The organism is Bacillus cereus group sp. BfR-BA-01453 (assembly GCF_022662915.1).
Classification (GTDB): Bacteria; Bacillota; Bacilli; order Bacillales; family Bacillaceae_G; genus Bacillus_A; species Bacillus_A paranthracis.
This window is the reverse complement of sequence record NZ_JAKUEN010000009.1, coordinates 145,239-169,819: the sequence shown is the minus strand read 5'-3', so window position 1 is coordinate 169,819 and position 24,581 is coordinate 145,239. Positions and strand designations below refer to the sequence as shown.

Below are 24,581 nucleotides of genomic sequence, written 5' to 3'. Positions count from 1 at the left end.
TTTACATTAAAATCCCCACCGCTATAAGAGTGGTGGGGACATACCCTTGTTCATCATATCATTTGAAGAAAATGGATGGAATGAGAAAAGTAACAATAGATAAAAAAATCACCTTACTTCAACGAGTAAGGTGATTTTTACTAAATAAACAATCCAGCGATTGTTGCAGATAAAATAGAAGCAAGTGTTGATGCAAATAGCATTTTCCAACCAAATTTCGATACGACGCTTCCTTGTTTCTCAGAAAGAGCACGAATTGTACCAACGATCGCGCCAATTTGGCTAATACTTGCGAAGCTAATTAAGAATACTGTAACGATTCCAACTGTACGTGGAGATAATGTTGCTGCAACACCTTTTAAATCAAGGATTGCTACAAACTCGTTTAATACAATCTTCGTACCCATAATTCCGCCAGCTGGGATAATATCTTGAGCTGGAATCCCCATTAAGAATGCGAATGGAGCAAGTACGTAACCGAAGATTTGTTGTAACGTAATAGCGTGTCCCATTGCACCTGAAGCTGCGCTAATTACGTAGTTTACAACTTCCATAACACCGATGAAAGCGATCATTAATGCGGCAACGATACCAGCTACTTTTAAACCATCAAGCGCACCGTTAATCATTGCGCCAATAAAGCTGTCTCCGAATAAAGTACGATCAAATTTCTGAACTACTTCGTCTTCTTTTTTCGTATCAACAGGTGTTAATAACGAACAAACAATTAAGCTTGAGAATAAGTTTAATGGAAGAGCTGCTAGTACATATTTCGCATCTAACATCATTACGTATGATGCTGTAACAGAAGCAGAAACTGAGCTCATCGCAGAACAACAAATGATAAACATACGGTTTTTATTGAAATGTTGTAAATCATTTTTAATAACGATTAACGCTTCACTTGAACCGAAGAATACAGAGTTTACCGCATGGAACGATTCAACGCGTGGTAAACCAGTAATTTTTGAAATGGCACCGCCGACAACGCGAACGATGAATGGTAAAACACCTAAGTAACTAAAGATAGAAAGTAGTGCTGAGAAAAATACGATAATTAATAGTACGTTTAAGAAAAAGACAAAGTCTCTTTGAATTCCATTAAAGAGAAAATCAACACCTGTCGTACCAAGTTTAATTAGTTTGTTGAAAACTTTACTAATGAAAATAATGATTTGTTGACCAATCTTTGTGCCAAACATAAACCAACCGATTAAAATTTGAAAACCAATCATAATAGCAATTGCACGGAAGTTGATTTTACTTTTGTTGTTTGACAAAGCAAAACATAAACCTAAAACAACAAGAATACCGATAATGCTCATTACATATTGCATGTAGTTGCCCCTTTCAGAAGTTCGTATAAAGTTTGTACATAAAACGCTCGTTGTATTACTAAAAATAAAACAAAGAGGTTTTATGTCATACGTAAGATGTCTGACCTTTTAGAAAAATGGAAATAAAAAAAGACCCATATGGATTCACTTTCATCTATGAGAGAAAGCTAATCAATATGAGTCCTTTTTTGCACATAGGCTAATATTCATTAGTTTTCCCCATAGTCCAGCAATTTAAGGTTGCCGGGTAGAAACTCTCGATCCATATTATCGAGTATATATGAGGTAACATCGTCCGTATTAAATTAGTAGTAGCGTAACATTAACAGAGAACTATCGTCAATAGCTTTTTTTCTTCCAATAGAAATAGACCATATAAGTATGATAAAATGTAACGCAGTGTTATGAAAAAGAGAGGTCGGAAAATGAGTACAAAAATGACGCCACCAGTTGAAAAAAACGAGTTTATAGATGTAGTATTTGAAGATTTAACACATGATGGTGCCGGTGTTGCGAAAGTAAAAGGCTATCCTATTTTCGTTAAAAACGGATTACCAGGTGAAGAAGCGCAAATTAAAATTATTAAAGTGAAGAAAAACTTCGCATTCGGTCGTTTAATGAAGCTTCATACAGAGAGCCCATATCGTAAAGATGCCGAATGCCCAGTGTACAATCAATGCGGCGGTTGTCAGCTTCAGCATTTAACATATGAAGGACAATTACAAGCGAAAGAAAAACAAGTACGCGACGTTATGCAGCGCATTGGAGGACTAAGCGATGTTCCTGTTCATCCTGTACTTGGCATGAAGAATCCGTGGGTATACCGTAATAAAGCACAAGTACCAATTGGAGAACGTGAAGGCGGACTTGTAGCTGGTTTCTATCGTCAAGGAACGCATGACATTATTAATATGGAATCATGTTTAATTCAAGCAGAAGAAAACGATACATTGATTCAAGAAGTAAAACGAATTTGTGAAAAACACGGTATTTCGGCCTACAACGAAGAGCGTAACAAAGGAACACTTCGTCACGTAATGGCGCGCTATGGACAAGTAACAGGGGAGATTATGCTTGTCTTCATTACTCGTACAGCAGAACTGCCAAACAAAAAAGCAATCATTGAAGAAATTGCTACGAAATTCCCAGAAGTAAAATCAATTGTTCAAAACGTAAACCCGAAACGTACAAATGTAATCTTCGGAGACAAAACGACAGTACTGTACGGATCAGAATATATTTATGACTTTATCGGCGATATTAAATTTGCGATTTCAGCACGTTCATTCTATCAAGTAAACCCAGAACAAACGAAAGTGTTATACGATAAAACGTTAGAATACGCCAAATTAGATGGCAACGAAACAGTAATTGATGCCTATTGCGGAATTGGATCAATCTCCTTATTCCTAGCACAAAAAGCGAAAAAAGTGTACGGTGTTGAAATTGTGCCAGAAGCGATCGAAGACGCGAAGCGTAACGCAGCGCTAAACAATATGACAAACGCTGAATTTGGCGTAGGAGAAGCAGAGGTAGTCATTCCAAAATGGTATAAAGAAGGTGTAATTGCTGACACAATGGTCGTAGATCCACCGCGTAAAGGTTGTGATGAGGCACTACTTAACACAATCATCGACATGAAACCAAAACGCGTCGTATACGTATCATGTAACCCAGCAACATTAGCACGTGATTTAAAAGTACTAGAAGAAGGCGGATATAAAACACAGGAAGTACAACCTGTTGATATGTTCCCGCATACGACTCATGTGGAGTGTGTAGCTTGGCTTAAGTTGGTATAATAGAAAAGCAGTTGATATAGGAAAATCTATACCATCTGCTTTTTGGTTTATTGAGAGTTTGAAATTGTATTCATATTGAGAGGATTTGAATTTGAAATGATAGATAATTTTTGGCGTGAATTACCACGACCGTTTTTCGTACTTGCACCAATGGAAGATGTGACAGATGTTGTTTTCCGTCACGTAGTAAGTGAAGCTGGTCGTCCGGACGTATTCTTCACAGAGTTTACAAACTCGGATAGCTATTGTCATCCAGAAGGTATGAAAAGTGTACGTGGCCGTTTAATTTTTACAGAAGACGAACAACCGATGGTAGCACATATTTGGGGAGACAATCCCGAATACTTCCGTCAAATGAGTATTGGTATGGCAGAACTAGGATTTAAAGGTATCGATATTAACATGGGTTGCCCAGTACCGAACGTTGCATCAAGAGGGAAAGGTAGTGGCCTTATTCTACGTCCAGACGTTGCGGCAGAACTTATCCAAGCTGCAAAAGCAGGCGGACTACCTGTCAGCGTAAAAACAAGACTTGGCTTTAAAGAGTTAAGTGAGTGGGAAAATTGGTTAACGCATATTTTCAAACAAGATATCGCGAACCTTTCAATTCACTTACGTACAAGAGAAGAAATGAGCCAAGTGGATGCGCACTGGGAGCTAATTCCGGAAATTAAAAAATTACGTGATCGTATTGCACCAAATACGCTACTAACAATAAATGGTGACATCCCTGACCGTAAAACTGGGCTGGAACTTGCTGAAAAATACGGCATTGATGGCGTAATGATCGGACGAGGTATCTTTAAAAATCCGTTTGCTTTCGAAAAAGAACCAAGAGAGCATAGCAGTAAAGAACATCTAGATCTTTTAAGACTACAACTTGATCTTCAAGATCAATATGCAGAAGTACTGCCACGCTCAATCACAGGACTTCATCGCTTCTTCAAAATTTATGTAAAAGGCTTCCCAGGAGCTGCTGAATTGAGAAATCAATTGATGAGTACGAAATCGACTGATGAAGTGCGTGCATTGCTTGATAAGTTTGAGGCGAGTGTTAGTGAGACACAGGGTAGTGAAACGGTGTAACTTTTGAAAGTTAGAAGGGATGGAGTGTAGTAATTTTATTAGTGTAAGGTGAACCGTATCATAAGTAAGTGAGGTATTCTATATAAAACAAGGGTAAGAAAAGAATACAGGAGAAAATGGTAGGTTGATCTTGATGTTCACTGATATTAGCATGTTTATTTCACCCCGCTATTTGCGGGCAGTAAAACTCCCACCTTAAAATTCTGCTAGTGCAAAGAGGTTAGGTTGGATTCAGGCTGATAATAAGTGGGGGGATGAATCACCACCCCCCTCACTTATTAAAGTTGCACTTTATTACGCCTATAATTGGAGGCTATGCAAATGTTAAGTGATCAGACGAGATATTCTAGGCTCGCGAATATAACCAAAATAATAAATACAAAATTAGAATTACGTGAAGTATTGCAGCGTGTAACAATGGCGATATCAGAGGAGATTGTTAGGTGTGACGCTGTTGGAATTTATTTACCTGAAGAAGATGGAACATTTAGAGGGTTTGCAGGAAAACCAGAGACCATAAATGGCGTAACGCTCGATACGCAGGTAATTGATCCTGAAGTAGACTTACTGGCAAAAGAAGTTATTGAAACTAAAAAAACCATCTATATTCCTGATACCTCAAAGGATCATCGACCGGATTCGAGACCAGTCGATGCGTTTAAAATTAAGTCTTTATTAGCTCTGCCTATCTCATTTGGGCAAGAGTTATTTGGTCTTGTTTTTTTATTTGATTATGGAGTTCCAATGAACTTAACAGATTCAGAAATTCAAAGTGTTGAAGCTTATGTAAACATGGCGGCGGTCGCCATTCAAAACGCAAAAAATTTAACCCAAAAAGAAAATCTTATTGCCGAGAAGCAGCTGTTACTAAATGTTACCCGTGATTTATCAATGTGTTCCTCAATACAGGAGAGTTTTGATAAATGCTTTTTTTACTTAGGACAGATTTTAGAGAGTAAAAACATGGCTGCCCACCTTTTAGATCCGCTAGACAAAACAACGATTAAGACAACGAAGTTAAGCTCGGGCTGTGATTGGATAGAAGCAGATTGGATGGAGAAAAACTATGAAGCCAAGATTCAAGAGATTATTCGAACAAAAAATATAGATAGTAAGGGTTTACTGATGATTCCATTGGTTTCAATGGGAGAAGTATTAGGGGTAATCGTCGTTGGCAAAGAGGAAAAAATTCATAATTACGATGATTCCCGAATTCAACTGGCAAAATCTATCGTTGATGCCACAGCTCCTACGTTTTCAAACTTGTTATATATGGATCAACTTGAAAGCAGGGTGGAAGAAAGAACGAGAGAACTAGCTGCTGCTAATGAAAAAGTTACAAGTGTGATTGAAAGTATTACGGATGGATTCTTGACTTTGAATAATAAATGGGAATTTATGTATGTAAATAAACATCAACATTTCCCGCAAAGAAAAACAGTAAAAGACGTATTAGGTAAGAATATATGGGAGGTCTTCCCAAGTAGCGTAGATACAGTTATATATAAGGAGCTTCATCGTGTAATGTCAGAGCGAACTACAGTTCATTTTGAATTTTTTTCTACCTCTGATGAATATTGGCATGAAGTTATTGCATATCCGTATGATGATGGTATTTGTTGTATTTGTAAAAACATAACAGAAAAAAAGCAATATGAGCAGGAATTGAAAAGGTTATCCAACATAGAGTTAATAGGGCAAATGGCAGCAGGTATCAGCCACGAGATTAGAAATCCAATGACAACAGTACGAGGATTTTTGCAGTTATTAAAAGAAGAGAACAACTATGAGAAACATAGTAAGTACTTTAATTTAATGGTTGAAGAACTTGATCGTGTCAATTCTATTATTACTGAATTTCTCTCAATAGGTAATACAAAGAAATCAGATTTACAGATGTTAGATTTAAATTCGATTATCCACGATATTATTCCTTTAATAAAGATAGATACGCATAATCAAAATAAATATATTCAAGTCGATACAAATGACGTTCCAGTATTACTTTTAAATCGTAATGAGATACGGCAATTATTAATGAACCTATACCGTAATGGCTTAGAAGCGATGAGTACAGGGAAAACTCTAACTATTAGCACCTATAAGGAAGGGCAAAATTGTGTGGTGCTTGCAGTGCGGGATGAAGGGAAAGGTATCAGCCCTGAAGTATTAGAGAAACTGGGGACTCCATTTTACACAACTAAAGATAATGGAACTGGATTGGGATTAGGCGTATGTTATGCCATTGCTACCCGTCATAATGCAAAAATAGAAATTCAAACAGGATCGGAAGGCACTACCTTTTTTGTTAAATTTAATTATGAAAATAATAAAAAATAATCTTATTTAGATTAGTTACGATAAACTGTATTACAAATAAAAAGTTAAAAATAATCAACATTTCAGGAGGAAACCCAATGGCAATGAGCAACAACGATATATTAAAAAGAGTAAGATATGCTTTAGATATAAAAGATATAGATATGGTAGAAATTTTTAAACTTGGCGGAATGGAAGTAACGAAAGAAGACGTAGTTGATATGCTTACAAAAATAAAGAGAGCGCCTCAGCACGAACCTGAAAACCCTGATGTGGAAGAAGATGAGTACGTAAAAACATGCGATATGATGATGTTAGAGGCATTTTTAAATGGATTTATTACTTTAAAAAGAGGTAAGCAAGATCCGAAACCTGGACAACCGGCACCTGTACAAAGCAAAGAGAGTGCTAATAACCTTCTTCTAAAGAAAATGAAAATCGCACTTTCATTAACGAGTGAAGATGTACTTGATATACTAGATAGCGTAGGCGTTAAGGTGACAAAAGGAGAACTAGGCGCTCTATTAAGAAAAAAAGGCCATAAAAATTACAAAGAGTGCGGCGATAGATACGCAAGGAATTTCATTAAAGGATTAGCTGTAAAGTATAGAGGATAATGATTCCGTTAAAGCGGTAAATGATATAATAGGTAGAGTAGGGTGTTCGTATCCTACTCTTTTTTATTTGTAAAAATAATATGCTAGGTGATGAAATGGTACATACATATTTAGGCGAAACAATTAATTTTCATATAACTTATAAAAAGAAAAAATCGGTGCGTTTTTTGGTGGATTCTTACGGGAATGTTGAGGTGCAAGCTCCAAAAGGGACACCTGTTGAATATTTAGTCCAGTTGCTAGAAGAGAAGTGGGATTGGATTCAGACAACACGTAAGGAAATGGCGGAGCGAGCGCGTGGACCACAGGAAAAGGATTATGATCAAGGAGAAGGCTTTTTGTATTTAGGAAGTACGTATCCGATACAAATTTCTCAAGATACAAATATTACGCAAGACAATGCAGTGTTTGAAGGAGATAAGCTACATATTTATGTGAAAGATCTTAAAGATGAGAAAATACAGCAAGCTTTAAAACGATTTTACTATAAGCAGTGTAAGTCATTAGTAGAGAAGAGTATTAAAGCGCATCAAAGTAACTTTAAAACAAAACCACGTTCTATTCGTATTACAGATAGTAGTCGCACGTGGGGTACTTGTGATTCGAATTTACAACTAACCTTCAATTGGAAGCTAGCGATGGCACCACAGCGAGTAATTGATTATGTAGTCGTTCACGAAATGTGCCATATGGTTCATTTAAATCATGATCGCTCTTTTTGGCGTCTTGTCGGGAAGATAATGCCCGATTATAAGGAAATGGAGAACTGGTTAGCGTTATCTAGTTGGAAGATGACGGTTTAATGTTACGCTTTGTATAGGTTGCGATTATTGTCAATCTTTGTCGGTAAGTCGATATATTTTGGAAATCGCTGATATATTTGGAGTTGCGCCGATATATTTCAAAAATCGCTGATATATTTGGAGTTGCAATCGATATGTTCAATGAAGAGAAAGCAAAAGGAGATGTCACAGCAGACATCTCCTTTTTTTCTGGCGTAGCAATTATCGTCCAAACTTCACAACAAAATCTCCGTCCACTTTCTCCATTTCATACCCGCGATAACCATCCGAAAGCAAAGCCTGCTGTCCAACAGCATCACTCATCGGAACACTCTTAATCTCCGTCCAATCTCTTTCCTTGTCCCCACGCAATTCCTTCACAAAAACATACCGCAGACTCCCACCATACTTTTCCTTCAGCGCAGCAATCTCCATCCCTTGTGAGAACTTATCTTTTAAGCTTGGAATGTTAAAAGGTGCAACGGTGCAGCACACATAATCATATTTGCTGTTTTCTTTTTGTAATTCGTCCATGATGACTGTCGCTAATATTTTTTGCATCCCATTACCTCGGCAGTTCGGGTGAACGTTTGAGATTTCTTGATAGATGACGCGGTGCAGTTCACTTTCTGGTAAGCCGATATCAAGTCCTAAATGTTCATCGTCAATAGGAGGGACGAGTAGGGCGCGAAATGCGATGAGTTCGTTTTTGATAAAAGCACCGATCATCATGCCATTTCCTTCTAGAATGTATTGAAATTCTTCTTGGGAGAGTGGTTGTAGACGACTTTTATCTTCTAGTGCTTCAACTACAACGTTTTGTAATAATAAAATTTGTTCGATGTGCTCTAGTGATAGTAATGTAACGTGAAATAGCTCGTTATTTTGTTTTAATCTGCCCTCGTATAGAACTGTCATGCGTTAGCCCTCCTTTAGCGTACAACGTCTTGAAAGACGGTGAGTTCTTGCAGGATATCCTCATTTATTTCAATGCCGAGTCCTGGCTGTTCGTTTAAGCGAATAAATGGTACGTCGTAATGTAAGTTTCCGATGTCTTTCGTGAACTTTAATGGACCTGTTAGCTCGACGCTCGTAATGATTTTTTTCGAGAAAGCGACATGGAATCCTGCGGAAGAGGCAACGGATGATTCGACCATGGATCCAACTTGGCATTCGATGCCGGCCATTTCTGCTTGGTGAGCGAGTTTTACAGCGGGATATATGCCACCGCATTTCATTAGTTTTATATTTACTTTATCAGCCGCGTCTAATTTAATGATTTGGCGCATTTCACGAGAACCTTTTAATCCTTCATCAATCATAAGCGGAAGGTCTGTTTTCGAACGAATGTGAACCATTGCGTCAATATCGTCTGCAATGACAGGCTGTTCAATCCAGTCGATGTTTAAATGACCTAATGAACGAAGTGCTGTTAATGTGTTGGCGCTATTTTTCCAACCTTGGTTTACATCAACACGAATCGCAATATCATTTCCTACACGTTCACGTACCGCTTCAATTCTTTTTACATCTTCTTTTACATTTGTACCGACTTTCATTTTGAAAGATTGGTAACCTTTTTGAATCATAGAGGCAGCTTCTTCGGCCATTTCTTCTGGATCTGCGATACTTAATACATGAGTGATAGGAAATTCTTCATGGTATCGTCCACCAATTAATTGATATACAGGTTGATTTAATTTTTTACCTATTATATCAAAACAAGCAATATCAATCGCAGCCTTCGCTGTTGGAACACCGTAAATGGTATTGTCCATCATATCGTGTATTTTTTCTATATTCATTGGATTTTGTCCGATGAGCGCAGGAGCAAGTGTATGTTTTAAAGTATGGAAAGTACTTTCCCATGATTCGCCTGTAACGTGATCATCAGCAACGCCTTCACCATAACCGATAATACCTTCATCTGTTTCCATTTTGACAATAATAGAAGGCATATCAGAATAAGAACCGTAACTAATAACAAACGGATCGCGAAGCGGTAAACGAATTGCATAAAGATGAATAGCTGTAATTTTCATTAGGTAGAGACCCCTTCCTGTTTACAATGTTTTTGTACATTTGATATAGTTGACGTTAAATAGTCGTTAATTAATGATAAGGAGTTAGAGAAATGATGATAAAAATTGCAGTTGTCGGTTCAAAAGAGTTTATGGAGACACTTTTACCTATTGCTCATAAAATAGAAGAAATAGAAATTGATCCATATATTTATCTTCATCCGGCAGAATCTTCTGAACTATTAAAGCGTTTAAAGCCTTGTGATGTCATCTTTTTCTCAGGTGCTTTACCTTATTATATGGCAAAAGAAATAAGAGAACAATTACGAATTCCAAGTACGTACTTACAGCAAGACGAGACAACTGTCGCATCTTCCATTCTTTCTATCATGTATCATCAAAGTATTCAACCACATAACATTTCTATCGATTTAGTAGACCGCTCATTTATTACAAATGTGTTCCATGATATCGGTATAAAAGAAAGTCCACAAGTGTTTGATTATGAAAATATGCTGTGGAGTAAAGATGAAATAAATAGAGTTATCGATTTTCATGTAGCTAAATATCAATCTGGAGAGGCTCATTTAGCTTTAACTAGTATTCACGCTGTTTACGACGAGCTTCAAAAACTAGGTGTTCCTTCAGAGCGAATGATTGATCCAACACAGTCCATTATACATGGGTTAAAAGGTGCAAAAATAAAAGCGGAGTTAGCAAAAAGCTATTCAGCTACTGTTGGTGCTTGTATTATTTCTTCCTTAGAATTACGAACGAATTTGCTTGAAAAACTAGATGTCATTTCAACAGAACTACGTGGTTCATTTAAACAAGTGGATGAAATGACATGCATTTTGTATACAACTCGTGGTGATATCGAATCCATTATAAAAACAAATATAATAAATAATTTATTTGCGAGTATAGAAGGAACGATAGCTATTGGATTTGGTTACGGAAAAACTGTGAAAGAAGCGGAGCAAAATGCAAAAATTGCTCAAAGTTTTGCAAAGAATAATCCAATAGATCGTTGTTTTTATATACTAACAAGTGATAAAGATTTATTTGGTCCGTTCCCGAAAGAACAGAGAGTACAAAGTTTGAAAAATGATAATCCGGAACTAATGAAAATAGCGAAGGAAACGAAGCTTAGTCCGGCCAACTTGTCAAAAATTATTCAATTTAGTCAATCGCATCCGTCATTGAAGTTTACAGCAGCTGACCTTTCTGAGTACTTACAAGTGACTCGAAGATCGACAGAAAGGTTGTTAAAGAAATTAGTTGATTACGGGTATGCTCATATTTGCGGCGAGGAAATGCCCTATCAACAAGGACGCCCTCGCGCAATATATGAACTGAGTTTACCGTTATCTTTAAGCTTCTAATTGAGCTTTTTGTTTTTTTAGTAGTTCTGCTTTCTCAATGTCAGATAGTTTTGTAATTGTGAGGCCAGTTATACCGTAAATGATTGAGATAATAGGTACAATGAAATTCAAAATAGCATAAGGGGCATATTCAAATGCACCTACGCCAAGTGTTGCGAGAATAAATACACCGCACGTATTCCAAGGAACAAAGACAGAAGTTAATGTTCCACCATCTTCTAATGCTCTGGATAAGTTTTTTGAATGTAGTCCTTTTTCCGTGTATGCATTTGCGTACATTCTTGAAGGGACGACAATTGAAATATATTGTTCAGAGCAAGTAAGGTTTGTTGCAAAGCAAGATGCGATAGTAGAAGCGATAAGCCCTTTTGCTGATGTCGCTAATTTTAAAATTTGATTTACAATGGAGCGAAGAATACCTGTATGTTCTAATACTCCTCCGAAAGTCATAGCGACAATTGTCATAGAGACTGTATTCATCATCGAATCTAAGCCACCGCGGTTAAATAGTTCGTCTACTAGCTTGTTTCCAGTGTCTATAACAAATCCAGCTTGGAGTGCACCGACAGATGCGGAGACAGAACCACCTTGAATAAAGACTTGTGATAAAAATCCTAAAATAATACCGACGAGAATGGCTGGTATGGCAGGAACTTTTTTAGCAACCAATACCATAACAACTACAGGTATGATTAATAGGAAAGGTGAGATAACAAAGTTTTGCTGCAATACTTGTAATGTTTGCTCGATACTTTTGGCATCAATATTGTTAGCACCGAAGCTTCTTCCTAAGAACGCATAAACGATAAGAGTAATAATTAAACCTGGAATTGTAGTAAATAACATATGACGAATATGTGTGAATAAATCTGTATTTGTTAATCCTGCGGCTAAGTTTGTTGTGTCTGAAAGCGGTGACATTTTATCGCCGAAATAAGAACCGGAAATGATAGCACCGGCAACCATTGGAGCTGGGATTCCCATACTAAGGCCAATGCCCATTCCTGCAACACCAATTGTTCCCATTGTAGACCAAGAGCTACCAATAGCTAATGCAACAATAGAACAAATAATTGTAATTGAAACTAAAAATAGTGATGGAGTTAATAGATTTAAACCGTAATAAATCATTGTTGCGACGATTCCACCACCAATCCAAGCACCGATCGTTAAACCTACTAGGATAATGATAACGATAGCGGGTAATGCGAGGCGAATTCCTTTATACATTGCTTCTTCAATGTCGTTCCATTTGTAACCGTAACGCCAAGCGACGATGGAAGCAACGGTTGTACCGATAATAAGTGGGACGTGAGGGCTTTGTTTTAATACAACAATTGTAACCATCATAACTGCAACTGTAATGATAATAGGGATCATGGCTACACCAAAAGGTATTTCTTTTTTCATAAATGTCCTCCTTGTTATGTATGTTTGTTTGTATTTTTAGAATTGTCGTAAAATAGACGTTTATTAGGTTATGATAACTAAAAGTTTATGTAAGCGTCAACATAAAAACAGAAAATAACGAATGTTCTAGTTGTTTGTTTAGTTTGTAATATAGGTGAGAAGTAAGCTTTTTAAGTATTTAAAAATAAATAATTGACTTTTTTCTTAAAATTCAATATGTTCATAAAAACATCTGTTTTTCATAAGTATAATTAACCCGAATCGTTTGTAATGTGGGAAGGAGACTGGAACGTTGAAAACATTAGAACTACAAGAGCGCTTAACGGAGATTTTTCAGCATTTACACGAAAACCCTGAAGTAAGTTGGAAAGAATATGAAACGACAGCATATATTACTGACTTTTTAAAAGAAGAAGGAATTTCATATAGAACATTTGATGATTGTCCAGGTGTAATTGCTGAGATTGGAGGCGGGAATCCAGTTATTGCGATTCGTGCTGATATGGATGCACTTTGGCAAGAAGTAAATGGAGAATTTAAAGCGAACCATTCATGTGGCCATGATGCTCATATGACCATTGTAATGGGGCTTATTTTACAATTGAAAAATATGAGATGGAAAAGTGGTACGGTTAGATTTATTTTTCAGCCGGCAGAAGAGAAGGGGAATGGTGCTTTGAAGATGGTGGAGAAAGGTGCTGTAGATGATGCCGATTTCTTATTTGGCGTCCATCTAAGACCAATTGAAGAACTATCTTTGAAACAAGCAGCCCCATCTATTCGTCATGGAGCAGCAGGGTTTTTAGAGGGTATGATTCATGGGGAGGATGCACACGGTGCAAGACCACACCAAGGTGTGAATGCAATTGATGTCATTTCCATGATTAATATCGGTTTGAAAAATATTTGGCTGCCACCGCAAAGTTCTTATTCAGTAAAAATGACGAGATGCCAAGCTGGTGGTGATAATTTAAATATCATTCCGGGAAATGGTCATTTCAGTTTAGATGTAAGAGCAGAGAGTAATATACTATTAGAAGAATTAAAGAAAAAGATTGAGCATGTAATAGAATCAGCTGCATCGATGGGATCAAAAACTTCATACGAATGGATGGATCTTGCACCAGGAGCAGAGGTTTCCGAAGAAGCAGAGCGCTTTATGCGTAAAGGTATTCTCGAAGTGTATGGGGAAGAGAGATGCACAGGGCCTCTCTATACGACAGGAAGCGATGATTTCCATTACTATACAGTGAAAAGACCACATTTAAAAGCTGTCATGCTTGGACTAGGAGCAGACCTACAACCTGGATTACACCATCCGTATATGAAGTTCGATCATAGTTGTATTATGGATGGGGTAGAAATATTAAAACAAACTGTATTGAAAGTGTTAGAAGACAGGGGCTAGAGAGCTCCTGTTTTTTGTCGTGAATTGTCGGCAAATCGATATATTTGAAAAACCGTTGATATATTTTGAGTTATGATAGATATATTGAGAAAATCGTTGATATATTTGAAGTTACGATAGATATATTAAGAAAACCGTTAATATAATTTCACGTACCTATTAATTTGATGAAAAATGAGCCTCCAGTACATGGTGTATAATAATAAGTACCATTTTCTAATAGGAGAAGACGAATGAACGAACAATATTACGATGCAGTTTTACATATAAAAACAGTCGGTGAGCAAAAAGGGTTTAACAAGTCTATGCATTATCATCGCTATGAACCGACACCGTATAGCGGGTTAGATGAGTTATTGAATCAATATGAAATACGAAGTAGCGACCGAATTGTAGACTTTGGGTGCGGAAAAGGGCGATTAAACTTTTATATGCATCATAAATGTGGTGCTTCAGCAGTTGGAATTGAAATGAGTGAAGAGTTTTATAAAGAAGCGATGGATAATCGAGATCGTTATGCACGAAAGGCACGAAACAGTAAGGGGAAAATTCAATTCCAATGTTGTTTAGCGCAGGAATATGAGATTGATCCACATGATAATAGGTTTTATTTCTTTAATCCGTTTTCTGTGCAAGTGTTTATGAATGTAGTAAATAACATTTTGCTTTCAGTAGAAGAAACGGGGAGAGAAGTAGATATTATTTTATATTATCCTTCTGAGGACTATATTTTCTTCTTAGAAAATCAGACTGCGTTTGAGCTGCAGAAAGAAGTTAGATTGCCAGGTGCTTATGAGAAGAATGGGAATGAGAGGTTTTTAGTTTATAGATTGGAGTGTTAATGTATGGGGGCTTGGGGAGTAGTAATATTATCAGACGATATTGCTGAGGATATTAAGTTACTGTATAAGGATTTGTTAGCAAATGAATATTCAAATGAGGAAGCAAGTAGGATTGTAATTGAGGAATACATGAATGAATTAGATGATGAAGAGACTATTGTTTTTTGGTTAGTATTTGCTTCCATACAATGGAGGTTAGGGAGACTTCAAGAGAATGTTAAGCAGGAGGCATTGCAAATAATAGAAAGTGGTGCAGATTTAGCCCGCTGGGAAGAAGAACCTAAATTACAGAAGAAACGTGAAGTAGTTTTAAATAAACTAAGAGAGCAGTTACATTCTCGGCAGCCAGAAGCTAAAAAAGTGCCGAAAAGATTTATAGCTAATACTTCTTTAAAAGCAGGTGATGCTGTTAGTTATGAATTAGCATCAGGGAGTTATATTATTCTTAAAGTCATTGAGATTATTGAGGAATGGCACGGAGATCGGTATCCTCTATTTGAAATATGTGACTGGGAAGGCAAAGAAGTTCCTTCAAAGGAACAAATTAACCAATTCGGTTTAAAGAAAAGGATTTATGAAGATGGAAAGCAAGAAATGATGAAACTTGCTATTTATCCTTCAGGAAAAAGAGATAATCCAACTAAGAGAATGCAAGTAGTAGCAGAAAATGTAAAGGTAGTATTAAATGTAGGAACACCTTATACAGTAATGAGTTGGAAGGAACTTGATAACTATTTACATGAAATATAATAAAAAAGACGCGCTACCTATTGGTAGCGCGTCTTTTTTATTAGTTACGGATTAAGTAATCAAATGCGCCTAAAGCTGCGTTTGCACCTGAACCCATAGAGATGATGATTTGTTTGTACGGATTATTTGTACAGTCACCTGCAGCAAACACTCCTGGTACGTTTGTAGCGCCGTGCTTGTCTGTTACGATTTCACCGCGAACGCGTTCAACTGTTTCGCCTAACCAGTCTGTGTTTGGAACAAGACCGATTTGTACGAATACACCTTGTAATTCAACGTGATGAACTTCTTCAGTTTCACGATCGATGTAAGAAATACCGTTTACTTTATCAGTACCAGTAATTTCTTTTGTTTGAACGTTTTTCAGAACAGTTACGTTTGGTAAGCTGTTAAGACGTTCTTGTAATACAGCATCAGCTTTTAATTCTGGCATGAATTCAAGAACAGTTACGTGCTTAACAATACCAGCTAAGTCGATAGCTGCTTCAATACCAGAGTTACCTCCACCGATAACTGCTACGTCTTTTCCAGTGAATAATGGACCGTCACAGTGTGGGCAGTATGCTACACCTTTATTTTTGAACTCAGCTTCACCTGGTACGCCAACATTACGCCAGCGAGCACCTGTTGAAACGATTACGCTCTTACTTTTCAGAATAGCGCCGTTTTCAAGTTCCACTTCAATAAGTTCTTTTTTCTCTAAACGTTTCGCACGTTGTAGATTCATTACATCGATGTCGTATTCTTTAACGTGCTCTTCAAGACTTGCCACTAGCTTAGGACCTTCAGTGCGTTTTACGCTGATGAAGTTCTCAATGCCCATAGTATCCATTACTTGACCACCGAAGCGCTCAGCAACGATACCAGTGCGGATTCCTTTACGTGCTGCATAAATTGCTGCACTTGCACCAGCAGGGCCGCCACCAACAACAAGAACATCGTATGGATCTTTATCAGAAAGCTCTGATGCATCTGGACCGTTACCCATTTTAGCTAAAATTTCTTCAAGTGTCATACGACCGCTGCCGAAAGATTCGCCGTTTAGGAAAACTGTTGGTACTGCCATGATGTCTTTGCTTTCTACTTCCTCTTTGAATGCAGCGCCATCAATCATAGTATGTGTAATACCAGAGTTAAGAACGCTCATTACGTTAAGAGCTTGTACAACATCAGGACAGTTATGACAACTTAGGCTGATATAAGATTCAAAATGATATTCGCCTTGAATGTTTTTAATTTGATCGATTAATTTTTGTTCAACTTTTGGAGCGCGTCCACTTACTTGTAGTAAAGCTAACACTAATGAAGTAAATTCGTGTCCTAATGGAATACCAGCGAATACGACACCAGTGTCTTCACCAGGGCGGTTTACGCTAAAGCTTGGTGTTCTCTCTAATTCAACTTTTTCTACTGTAATCTTAGATGACATAGTAGCTAATTCGTCTACTAGAGCTAACATATCTTTAGATACGTCATCGTCTCCTGCGCTTACTTTAAGTAAAATATCGTTCTCCATTAATTGAAGATATTGGGATAGTTGTGTTTTTATATCTGCATCTAGTATCATTTTGATCGAACTCCTTAGATTTTGCCTACAAGGTCAAGGCTTGGTTTAAGTGTAGCAGAACCCTCTTGCCATTTAGCTGGGCAAACTTCACCTGGGTTGTTACGTACGTATTGAGCTGCTTTAATTTTGTTAACAAGAATGCTTGCGTCACGGCCGATACCGTCAGCATTGATTTCCATAGATTGGATAACGCCGTCTGGATCGATGATGAATGTACCACGAGCAGCAAGACCTTCTTCTGCCATTAAAACGTTGAAGTTTGTAGTGATTGTGCGAGTTGGGTCACCAATCATGATGTACTCGATTTTACCGATAGTTTCTGAGCTATCATGCCATGCTTTGTGAGTGAAGTGAGTGTCTGTAGATACAGAGTATACTTCAACGCCTAACTCTTTAAGAGTTGCATATTGGTTTTGTAAGTCTTCAAGTTCAGTTGGGCAAACGAATGTGAAGTCAGCTGGGTAGAAACAAACTACACTCCATTTTCCCTTTAAACTTTCGTCAGTAACTTGGATAAATTCTCCATTATGGTAAGCGTTAGCTTTAAACGGTTTTACTTCTGTGCCGATTAATAACATATTAAAATTCCTCCTAAATGTTGGTTTTGAGCATCAAAAAATAGTGTGCTCATAAAATATATTTTTTAATTAACTATAATAATTCTAATTCGATATTAATTATCATATAGAAGTGGTTATTTTGTCAAGCGAATAAACGAACTTTATATCAATTTAATTAATATTTATTCTCAATTAAGGATAACAGGGAATGGAAAGATAATTTTAAGTTTATAAATTTTCAATGAGTGCTTGAAAGAGTAGTGTGTATGTTAGAGATATGATGTAAGTATAAATTCTTAGGAAGGAAATATTTCTTAGAAGTTGTCTTTTTGAAAAGGAACTGCGTATTTCTATTTTACAAAGAATTGTGTGATAAATAAAATAAAATGAACTAGAATCTTTTTGAACAATTTTTGTCCTCTCAAATATATAATTAGGAAGCATATTGCAATGACATAGAAACGTTGACTCAAGATATTAACAAGATATAATAAAACCTAGATATACATTTCAAAAAGAAGAACATATATTATAGGATGAAAGATTTAATCCTATTATTTTTTATAGCTTTTAGAAAACGCTTACAATTAGTGTGGAGGGGAAACCATGTCTAAGTTCACGAAGTATTTTTTAATGGAAGCTAGCGATGTGATTGTATATGTGAAAGAGAAATTATGTAAGTTTGAACATGCAAAGGGGTTACAGTGTAAAGAAATAGGTGATGGTAATTTAAATTATGTATTCCGCGTTTGGGATGAACAGAAGAACATTTCTGTCATTGTAAAGCAAGCTGGGGATACAGCACGTATTTCAGATGAGTTTAAGTTGTCGACGAATCGTATTCGTATAGAATCAGATGTTTTGCAGTTAGAGGAAGAGTTAGCACCTGGACTTGTTCCGAAGGTGTATTTGTTTGATAGTGTGATGAATTGTTGCGTAATGGAGGATTTATCGGATCACACAATATTACGTACAGCACTTATAAATCATGAAATATTTCCGAGGCTTGCGGATGATTTAACGACCTTTATGGTAAATACGCTCTTATTAACATCGGATGTTGTAATGAATCATAAAGAGAAGAAGGAGCTTGTGAAGAATTATATAAATCCTGAGTTATGTGAGATTACAGAAGAACTCGTATACGCTGAGCCATTTACAAATCATAATAAGCGTAATGAGTTATTTCCGTTAAATGATGGATGGATTAGAGAACATATTTATAGTGATAAAGAGCTCCGTATAGAAGTAGCTAAACTTAAGTTTTCTTTTATGACGAATGCACAGGCGCTTATTCACGGTGATTTGCATACTGGTTCTGTTTTTGTAAAAAATGATTCCACAAAGGTAATCGATCCTGAGTTTGCCTTTTATGGACCAATGGGATATGACGTTGGGAATGTAATGGCGAATTTAATGTTTGCTTGGGTAAATGCAGATGCAACCATGCCGCCCGGTGCTGAGAAAGATACGTATATGAGTTGGTTACAAACGACAATGGTAGAGGTAATTGATTTGTTTAAGAAGAAGTTTTTAAGTGCATGGGATATTCATGTGACCGAGATTATGGCGAAGGAAGAAGGCTTTAACGAAGTATATTTGCAGTCTGTATTAGAGGATACAGCTGCAGTGACAGGCCTTGAGTTAATTCGTCGTATTGTTGGGCTAGCGAAAGTAAAAGACATGACTTGCATTGAGAATGAGGAAGCACGTGCTAGAGCAGAGCGTATTTGTCTTCAAGTAGCGAAGAAATTTATTTTACAGGCGAATCAATATAAAACAGGTACAAGCTTTGTAGAAACGTTAAAAGAACAGTCAATGCACTATGCGAAGTAAGGGGAGAAGATGATGGAAGAGCAATTAATACCAATCCAGTGGAAAGATGATGCTTTAGTTTTATTAGATCAAACATTATTACCGAATGAGGTTGTCTATGAATCTTTCAAGACAGCTGAAGGTGTGTGGGATGCCATTCAAGTAATGAAAGTAAGAGGTGCGCCAGCGATTGGTGTTTCAGCAGCTTACGGTGTGTATTTAGGAGCCAAGGAAGTTACTCAAAATACGGTGGAAGAATTGATAGAGGAAGTAAAAAAGGTATGTGCATACTTAGCAACATCAAGACCGACAGCAGTAAACTTATTTTGGGCACTTGAAAGAATGGAGGCAGTCGCGACAGAGAACGCACACTTATCAATCGCCCAGTTGAAAGATAGATTATTAGAAGAGGCAAAAGAGATTCATAGAGAAGATGAAGAAATTAACCGTCACATTGGAGAACATGCACTAACATTATTCCATGATGGAATGGGAGTATTAACACATTGTAATGCAGGTGCGTTAGCGACGACTAAGTATGGTACTGCGACAGCTCCAATGTACTTAGCGAAAGAAAAAGGATGGGACTTGAAAATCTATTCAGATGAGACACGTCCTAGATTACAAGGTTCAACGTTAACGGCATTAGAATTGCAGCGAGCGGGAATTGACGTCACTGTCATTACAGATAATATGGCAGCTATGGTCATGTCACAAGGGAAGATTGATGCGGTAATCGTTGGATGCGACCGTGTGGCAGCAAATGGTGATATAGCAAATAAAATTGGGACATTAGGCGTATCTATTTTAGCGAAATACTACAACATTCCGTTTTATGTAGCAGCACCAACACCGACAATCGACTTAAAAACACCGACAGGAAAAGAAATTCCGATCGAGGAAAGGGATGCTTCTGAAGTGATTAATCGCTTTGGGCAATATTCTGCTCCGAAAGAAAGTAAAGTATATAATCCAGCATTTGATGTCACGCCACATGAAAATGTAACAGCGATTATTACAGAAAAAGGGATTGTAAAAGCACCGTTTACGGAGAACTTAAAAAATCTATTTCAATAAGTAGATAGATACAAAGTCAGTCATCATAAGCTTCATACTTAGGGGGATGTATATGTTATTACAAAAAGAGAGAGAAGAAATTGTAGCGTATGGAAAGAAAATGATTTCTAGCGGTTTAACAAAGGGGACAGGCGGTAATATTAGTATTTTCAATCGGGAGCAAGGCCTTGTTGCCATTAGCCCAAGTGGTTTAGATTATTATGAAACGAAGCCTGAAGATGTAGTTATATTAAACTTAGATGGCGATGTAGTAGAGGGAGAGAGGAAACCATCAAGTGAGCTCGATATGCATCTTATTTATTATAGAAAGCGTGAAGATATAAATGCACTTGTGCATACACATTCACCTTACGCAAAGACGATTGCATCATTAGGATGGGAACTTCCTGCTGTATCATATTTAATTGCTTTCGCGGGACCGAATGTGCGCTGTGCACCGTATGAAACATTTGGGACGAAGCAATTAGCAGAGGCTGCTTTCGAAGGGATGATTGATCGCCGTGCTGTTTTACTTGCAAACCACGGTTTAATTGCAGGTGCAAATAACATAAAAATGGCGTTTACTGTTGCGGAAGAAATTGAGTTTTGTGCACAAATTTATTATCAAACGAAAAGCGTTGGAGAACCGAAGTTATTGCCAGAAGATGAGATGGAGAATTTGGCGAAGAAGTTTGAAGGGTATGGGCAGCAGTAGAATAAAAACACCCTCAAGATTTCATTCTTGAGGGTGTTTTTTACGCCTTCTTAAGCAACAAATACATAAAGTAAGGAGCACCAATTAAAGCGACAACAATACCTGCTGGGATACCGTTAGGTTCAACGATATTTCGTCCAATTGTGTCTGCTAGTAGCAATAGCCATCCACCGATTAAAAGGGCGATAGGCATGAAAATTTGATGTCTTGGACCTACTAAAGATTTTGCGATATGAGGAGCCATTAGTCCGATAAAGCTAATTCCTCCTGTTACGGAAACTGCAGCAGCTGCAAGCGCAACGGCTGCCACTAATAAGTATCTGCGTTCTTTTTCAATTTCAATTCCAACGCCAATTGCGACCGGTTCGTTTAATGCTAGAATGTTTAATCGGTTTGCTTTATAGAAAACGAACGGAATGAATACGATTAACCATGGAAGCATTGCTAAAACGAAGATCCAGTCATCTCCCCAAATGTTACCGGCAATCCATTTGGCGATAAAGTCCACTTTCATACGATCTGCGGATGAAATAAGGACAATCATCATTCCAGATAGTGCAAATGCAAAACCGATACCGGTTAATGTTAATCGCACCGGCTGAAGTCCAGTTGATTTACTATATGAAAACAAGTAGATTAGAACAGCTGTTAGAAATGCTCCAATAAATCCAACGACAGGTAGTAAGTAAAGAAATGAGCCTACATCTATTGGAAAGTATAAAAAGAAAATAGCAACAGCAACACCGGCCCCAGAGTTGATTCCGAGAATACCAGGTTCCGCTAAATCATTTCGGGTAATACCTTGCATGATAGCACCTGATAAAGCGAGAGCCATACCAGCTAATAATGTAATAATAATTCTAGGTAGTCGTAAAGAGTATAAAACAAACTCCTCTTTAAAAGTCCCTTGTCCCATTAATGTTGGGAGTAGTCGATCATAAGATAAAGATGCTGAACCGAGCCCCATTCCAATTACAATAGTTGTAATGGTTAGTATAAGTAAAGCGAGTATAATAAGACGTTGTTTTCTTAGAATAGATGGGATCATGAGAACATTTTTCCTCCTTTACGTACAATGAATAGGAAGAATGGTAATCCTACAATTGCGACAATAGCGGCAACTGGTGTTTCGTACGGAGCGTTAATGGTACGTCCAATTGTATCTGCAAGTAGCATAAAGGAAGCACCAGCAATTGCTGACATCGGTATAACAAATCGGTAATCTGGACCGACAATTGGGCGTACCATGTGAGGTACCATTAAACCGATAAATGCCATATTTCCGACAAGTGCTACAGACGCACCTGCAAGTAAGATAATAATGATAAATAGAATGGTTTTAATAACAATAATTTTTTGACCTAGTCCAATAGCCACTTCTTCACTGAAACTAAGAACTGTCAATTTTTTTGCTAGTAAGATAGCGATAAAGATACTAATTGAAATGACTGGAATAATAACTTTCAATTGGCTCCAAGTAGTTCCGATTACGCCTCCAGCAGTCCAAAGTGATACATCTTGTGAAATTTTGAAGTAAATGCCGACTCCTTCTGAAATTGCGAGTAGAAATGCTGAAACGGCAGCACCAGCTAATACAATTCGAAGAGGGGAGAGCCCGCCTTTTTTCACCATACCAATTCCAAATACCATAATTGCGCCAACTGCAGCACCGATAAAGCAAGCTAATGTTAAGTAAAGATAGCTTATGGAAGGATTGAAAGCAAGTGTTAGTGCAAGCGCAGCATTTGCTCCACCAGATAGCCCGAGTAATCCAGGATCGGCAAGTGGATTTCTTGTTAATCCTTGCATAATTGCTCCAGAAACAGCAAGTCCAGCTCCTACAAAAATAGCGGCAACTTCACGGGGCAAACGTATTTCGCGAATAATAGATATTTTATCCCCTTTAGCGGAGGAAGTGAGTGCTGACCATACGTCTTTTATTGAAGTATCTGCAGCACCTAATACCATTGCTACCATAAAAATAAGAAAGAATGCAATTATGCTTAAAATTAATTTGTATGTAAAAGCTATAGAACGTGTATTGTCATGTTCTTTTGTCATTCGTTTCACATCTTTTCTTTTCATAGAATAAAGGAAGAGGAATTCTTAATTTAAGAATTCCTCATGTTTGTATTATTTACCAAGAAAGCTCTTCTTGAAGAAGTCTAGTTGGAAGTCTAATGTAAGTGGATCGTTGAAATAGAATTCCATCATGTTTGCTTCGTATACGCGATTATTTTTTACTGCTGGGATGTTTTTATATGATTCTGTCTCTTGGAATGAGTTATCAGTATCTTTGTTTTTACTTACGATTAAGTAATCACCAGCAAACTCAGGTAATACCTCAGTAGATAATGCGTAGTAACCTTCTTTTAATGCTTTTTCTTTTACTTTTTCAGGCATTTTTAATTTCATTTCTTGGTACAGAATTTCTGTTCCACGACCCCAGTTCTCGCCGTATACATAAAGCTGTTTGTTGAAGTTTTCTACAACAGACACTGTAGCATCTTCACCGATTTTTGCTTTAATTTCTTTACCAGCTTCTTGTGCACGTTTCTTGAAGTCATCAACCCAAGTTTTTGCTTCTTTTTCTTTGTTTAATAACTTACCAATTTCTAAATGCTGTGTTAAGTAATCAACTTTTCCGTAAGTGTATGTTACAGTAGGAGCGATTTTCTTTAACTTATCAACATTTTTAATATTTGATAAACCGATGATTAAATCTGGATTTAGTTCAGCGATTTTTTCAACATTTTCATCTGATACTTCAGCAACATCTTTAAGTTTGCTATCAAATCGTGGGTTTTGTTTAGACCATGAATCTACCCCAACAAGATTTACACCTAGTGACATTACGTTACCAGCGAATGATGATAAAACAACAACGCGTTTTGGATTTGCAGGAACTTCTACTTTACCATTTTCAGATTGGTATGTAATTGTTTCTGATTTACTGCCTTTTGCATCGTTCTTTTTGTCTGTAGAGCCATTGCTACAAGCACTCATAACAAGAACGAAAAGAACTGTTAGTGAAATAAATAACTTTTTCATCGTCTTTCTCCTTTAACATAGATGATATGTGTATACGATAATTTGTTTAACTGCAATC

General features: G+C 37.2%; 21 protein-coding genes and 1 riboswitch. Of the genes, 12 read left to right on the top strand and 9 right to left on the bottom strand.

What is annotated here, in order from left to right:
* Positions 1-140 precede the first annotated feature (140 nt).
* A complete protein-coding gene (locus MR070_RS18460) occupies positions 141-1,337 on the bottom strand; it encodes a NupC/NupG family nucleoside CNT transporter (protein ID WP_001200502.1) in 1,197 nt (398 codons plus the stop codon).
* Between the two features lie 202 nt (positions 1,338-1,539).
* Positions 1,540-1,641: riboswitch (purine riboswitch) on the bottom strand.
* A gap of 121 nt (positions 1,642-1,762) precedes the next feature.
* Here MR070_RS18460 and rlmD point away from each other — a divergent pair.
* The 5 genes from rlmD to MR070_RS18435 all read left to right on the top strand — a co-directional run bounded on the left by rlmD (position 1,763) and on the right by MR070_RS18435 (position 7,964).
* Entirely contained in the window at positions 1,763-3,139 is a 1,377-nt protein-coding gene (gene rlmD, locus MR070_RS18455) for a 23S rRNA (uracil(1939)-C(5))-methyltransferase RlmD (protein WP_000105046.1), read from the top strand.
* 96 nt (positions 3,140-3,235) lie between these two features.
* Positions 3,236-4,225 carry a tRNA dihydrouridine synthase gene (locus MR070_RS18450; protein WP_242261772.1) on the top strand — a complete coding sequence of 330 codons (990 nt, stop codon included), beginning with the start codon at positions 3,236-3,238 and terminating at the stop codon, positions 4,223-4,225.
* Positions 4,226-4,546: 321 nt separating this feature from the next.
* Complete coding sequence (locus MR070_RS18445; RefSeq protein ID WP_242261771.1) at positions 4,547-6,565, top strand: GAF domain-containing sensor histidine kinase; 2,019 nt, start codon at positions 4,547-4,549, stop codon at positions 6,563-6,565.
* A 77-nt stretch (positions 6,566-6,642) separates the two neighbouring features.
* On the top strand, positions 6,643-7,161 hold the full coding sequence (locus MR070_RS18440) for a YehS family protein (RefSeq protein ID WP_001251708.1): 519 nt from the start codon (positions 6,643-6,645) through the stop codon (positions 7,159-7,161).
* Positions 7,162-7,256: 95 nt separating this feature from the next.
* Positions 7,257-7,964: a M48 family metallopeptidase gene (locus MR070_RS18435; protein WP_044790837.1), complete on the top strand. Its 708-nt coding sequence runs from the start codon at positions 7,257-7,259 to the stop codon at positions 7,962-7,964.
* 201 nt (positions 7,965-8,165) lie between these two features.
* Here the strand turns inward: MR070_RS18435 and MR070_RS18430 are convergent, their stop codons facing one another.
* Both MR070_RS18430 and MR070_RS18425 read right to left on the bottom strand, forming a co-directional pair.
* Positions 8,166-8,861 carry a hypothetical protein gene (locus MR070_RS18430; RefSeq protein ID WP_044790836.1) on the bottom strand — a complete coding sequence of 232 codons (696 nt, stop codon included), beginning with the start codon at positions 8,859-8,861 and terminating at the stop codon, positions 8,166-8,168.
* 14 nt (positions 8,862-8,875) lie between these two features.
* Positions 8,876-9,985 (bottom strand): mandelate racemase/muconate lactonizing enzyme family protein, encoded by a 1,110-nt coding sequence (locus tag MR070_RS18425; RefSeq protein ID WP_242261770.1) that lies wholly within the window; start codon positions 9,983-9,985, stop codon positions 8,876-8,878.
* A gap of 92 nt (positions 9,986-10,077) precedes the next feature.
* Between MR070_RS18425 and MR070_RS18420 the strand changes: the two genes are divergently transcribed.
* On the top strand, positions 10,078-11,349 hold the full coding sequence (locus MR070_RS18420) for a transcriptional regulator (protein WP_242261769.1): 1,272 nt from the start codon (positions 10,078-10,080) through the stop codon (positions 11,347-11,349).
* On the opposite strand, the gene nhaC is transcribed toward MR070_RS18420, so the two are convergent.
* Positions 11,338-12,759: a Na+/H+ antiporter NhaC gene (gene nhaC, locus MR070_RS18415; protein WP_000711543.1), complete on the bottom strand. Its 1,422-nt coding sequence runs from the start codon at positions 12,757-12,759 to the stop codon at positions 11,338-11,340. The genes MR070_RS18420 and nhaC overlap by 12 nt on opposite strands.
* Positions 12,760-13,051: 292 nt before the next feature.
* Here nhaC and MR070_RS18410 point away from each other — a divergent pair, with 292 nt between their 5' ends.
* The 3 genes from MR070_RS18410 to MR070_RS18400 all read left to right on the top strand — a co-directional run bounded on the left by MR070_RS18410 (position 13,052) and on the right by MR070_RS18400 (position 15,759).
* The gene (locus MR070_RS18410; protein ID WP_000853515.1) at positions 13,052-14,167 is read left to right on the top strand and encodes a M20 peptidase aminoacylase family protein; all 1,116 of its coding nucleotides are present in this window, start codon (positions 13,052-13,054) and stop codon (positions 14,165-14,167) included.
* A 233-nt stretch (positions 14,168-14,400) separates the two neighbouring features.
* A complete protein-coding gene (locus MR070_RS18405) occupies positions 14,401-15,009 on the top strand; it encodes an SAM-dependent methyltransferase (RefSeq protein WP_242261768.1) in 609 nt (202 codons plus the stop codon).
* 3 nt (positions 15,010-15,012) lie between these two features.
* Positions 15,013-15,759 (top strand): hypothetical protein, encoded by a 747-nt coding sequence (locus tag MR070_RS18400; RefSeq protein WP_242261767.1) that lies wholly within the window; start codon positions 15,013-15,015, stop codon positions 15,757-15,759.
* Positions 15,760-15,799: 40 nt separating this feature from the next.
* On the opposite strand, the gene ahpF is transcribed toward MR070_RS18400, so the two are convergent.
* Positions 15,800-17,326 (bottom strand): alkyl hydroperoxide reductase subunit F, encoded by a 1,527-nt coding sequence (gene ahpF / locus MR070_RS18395; protein ID WP_000599492.1) that lies wholly within the window; start codon positions 17,324-17,326, stop codon positions 15,800-15,802.
* 14 nt (positions 17,327-17,340) lie between these two features.
* Positions 17,341-17,904, bottom strand: a complete 564-nt coding sequence (gene ahpC, locus MR070_RS18390; RefSeq protein WP_242261766.1) for an alkyl hydroperoxide reductase subunit C — start codon at positions 17,902-17,904, stop codon at positions 17,341-17,343.
* A gap of 588 nt (positions 17,905-18,492) precedes the next feature.
* On the opposite strand from ahpC, the gene mtnK reads away from it, so the two are divergent.
* The 3 genes from mtnK to MR070_RS18375 are packed head-to-tail and all read left to right on the top strand — an operon-like array spanning position 18,493 to position 21,472.
* Complete coding sequence (mtnK, locus tag MR070_RS18385; protein ID WP_000033262.1) at positions 18,493-19,722, top strand: S-methyl-5-thioribose kinase; 1,230 nt, start codon at positions 18,493-18,495, stop codon at positions 19,720-19,722.
* 12 nt (positions 19,723-19,734) lie between these two features.
* On the top strand, positions 19,735-20,778 hold the full coding sequence (mtnA, locus tag MR070_RS18380) for an S-methyl-5-thioribose-1-phosphate isomerase (protein WP_242261765.1): 1,044 nt from the start codon (positions 19,735-19,737) through the stop codon (positions 20,776-20,778).
* A 52-nt stretch (positions 20,779-20,830) separates the two neighbouring features.
* Positions 20,831-21,472 (top strand): L-fuculose-phosphate aldolase, encoded by a 642-nt coding sequence (locus tag MR070_RS18375; protein WP_000926547.1) that lies wholly within the window; start codon positions 20,831-20,833, stop codon positions 21,470-21,472.
* A 40-nt stretch (positions 21,473-21,512) separates the two neighbouring features.
* On the opposite strand, the gene MR070_RS18370 is transcribed toward MR070_RS18375, so the two are convergent.
* The 3 genes from MR070_RS18370 to MR070_RS18360 are packed head-to-tail and all read right to left on the bottom strand — an operon-like array spanning position 21,513 to position 24,523.
* A complete protein-coding gene (locus tag MR070_RS18370) occupies positions 21,513-22,520 on the bottom strand; it encodes a FecCD family ABC transporter permease (protein ID WP_242261764.1) in 1,008 nt (335 codons plus the stop codon).
* Positions 22,517-23,557 (bottom strand): FecCD family ABC transporter permease, encoded by a 1,041-nt coding sequence (locus MR070_RS18365; protein WP_000823048.1) that lies wholly within the window; start codon positions 23,555-23,557, stop codon positions 22,517-22,519. Before MR070_RS18365 ends, MR070_RS18370 begins: the two co-directional genes overlap by 4 nt.
* A gap of 48 nt (positions 23,558-23,605) precedes the next feature.
* A complete protein-coding gene (locus MR070_RS18360) occupies positions 23,606-24,523 on the bottom strand; it encodes an iron-hydroxamate ABC transporter substrate-binding protein (RefSeq protein ID WP_000732578.1) in 918 nt (305 codons plus the stop codon).
* Positions 24,524-24,581 lie beyond the last annotated feature (58 nt).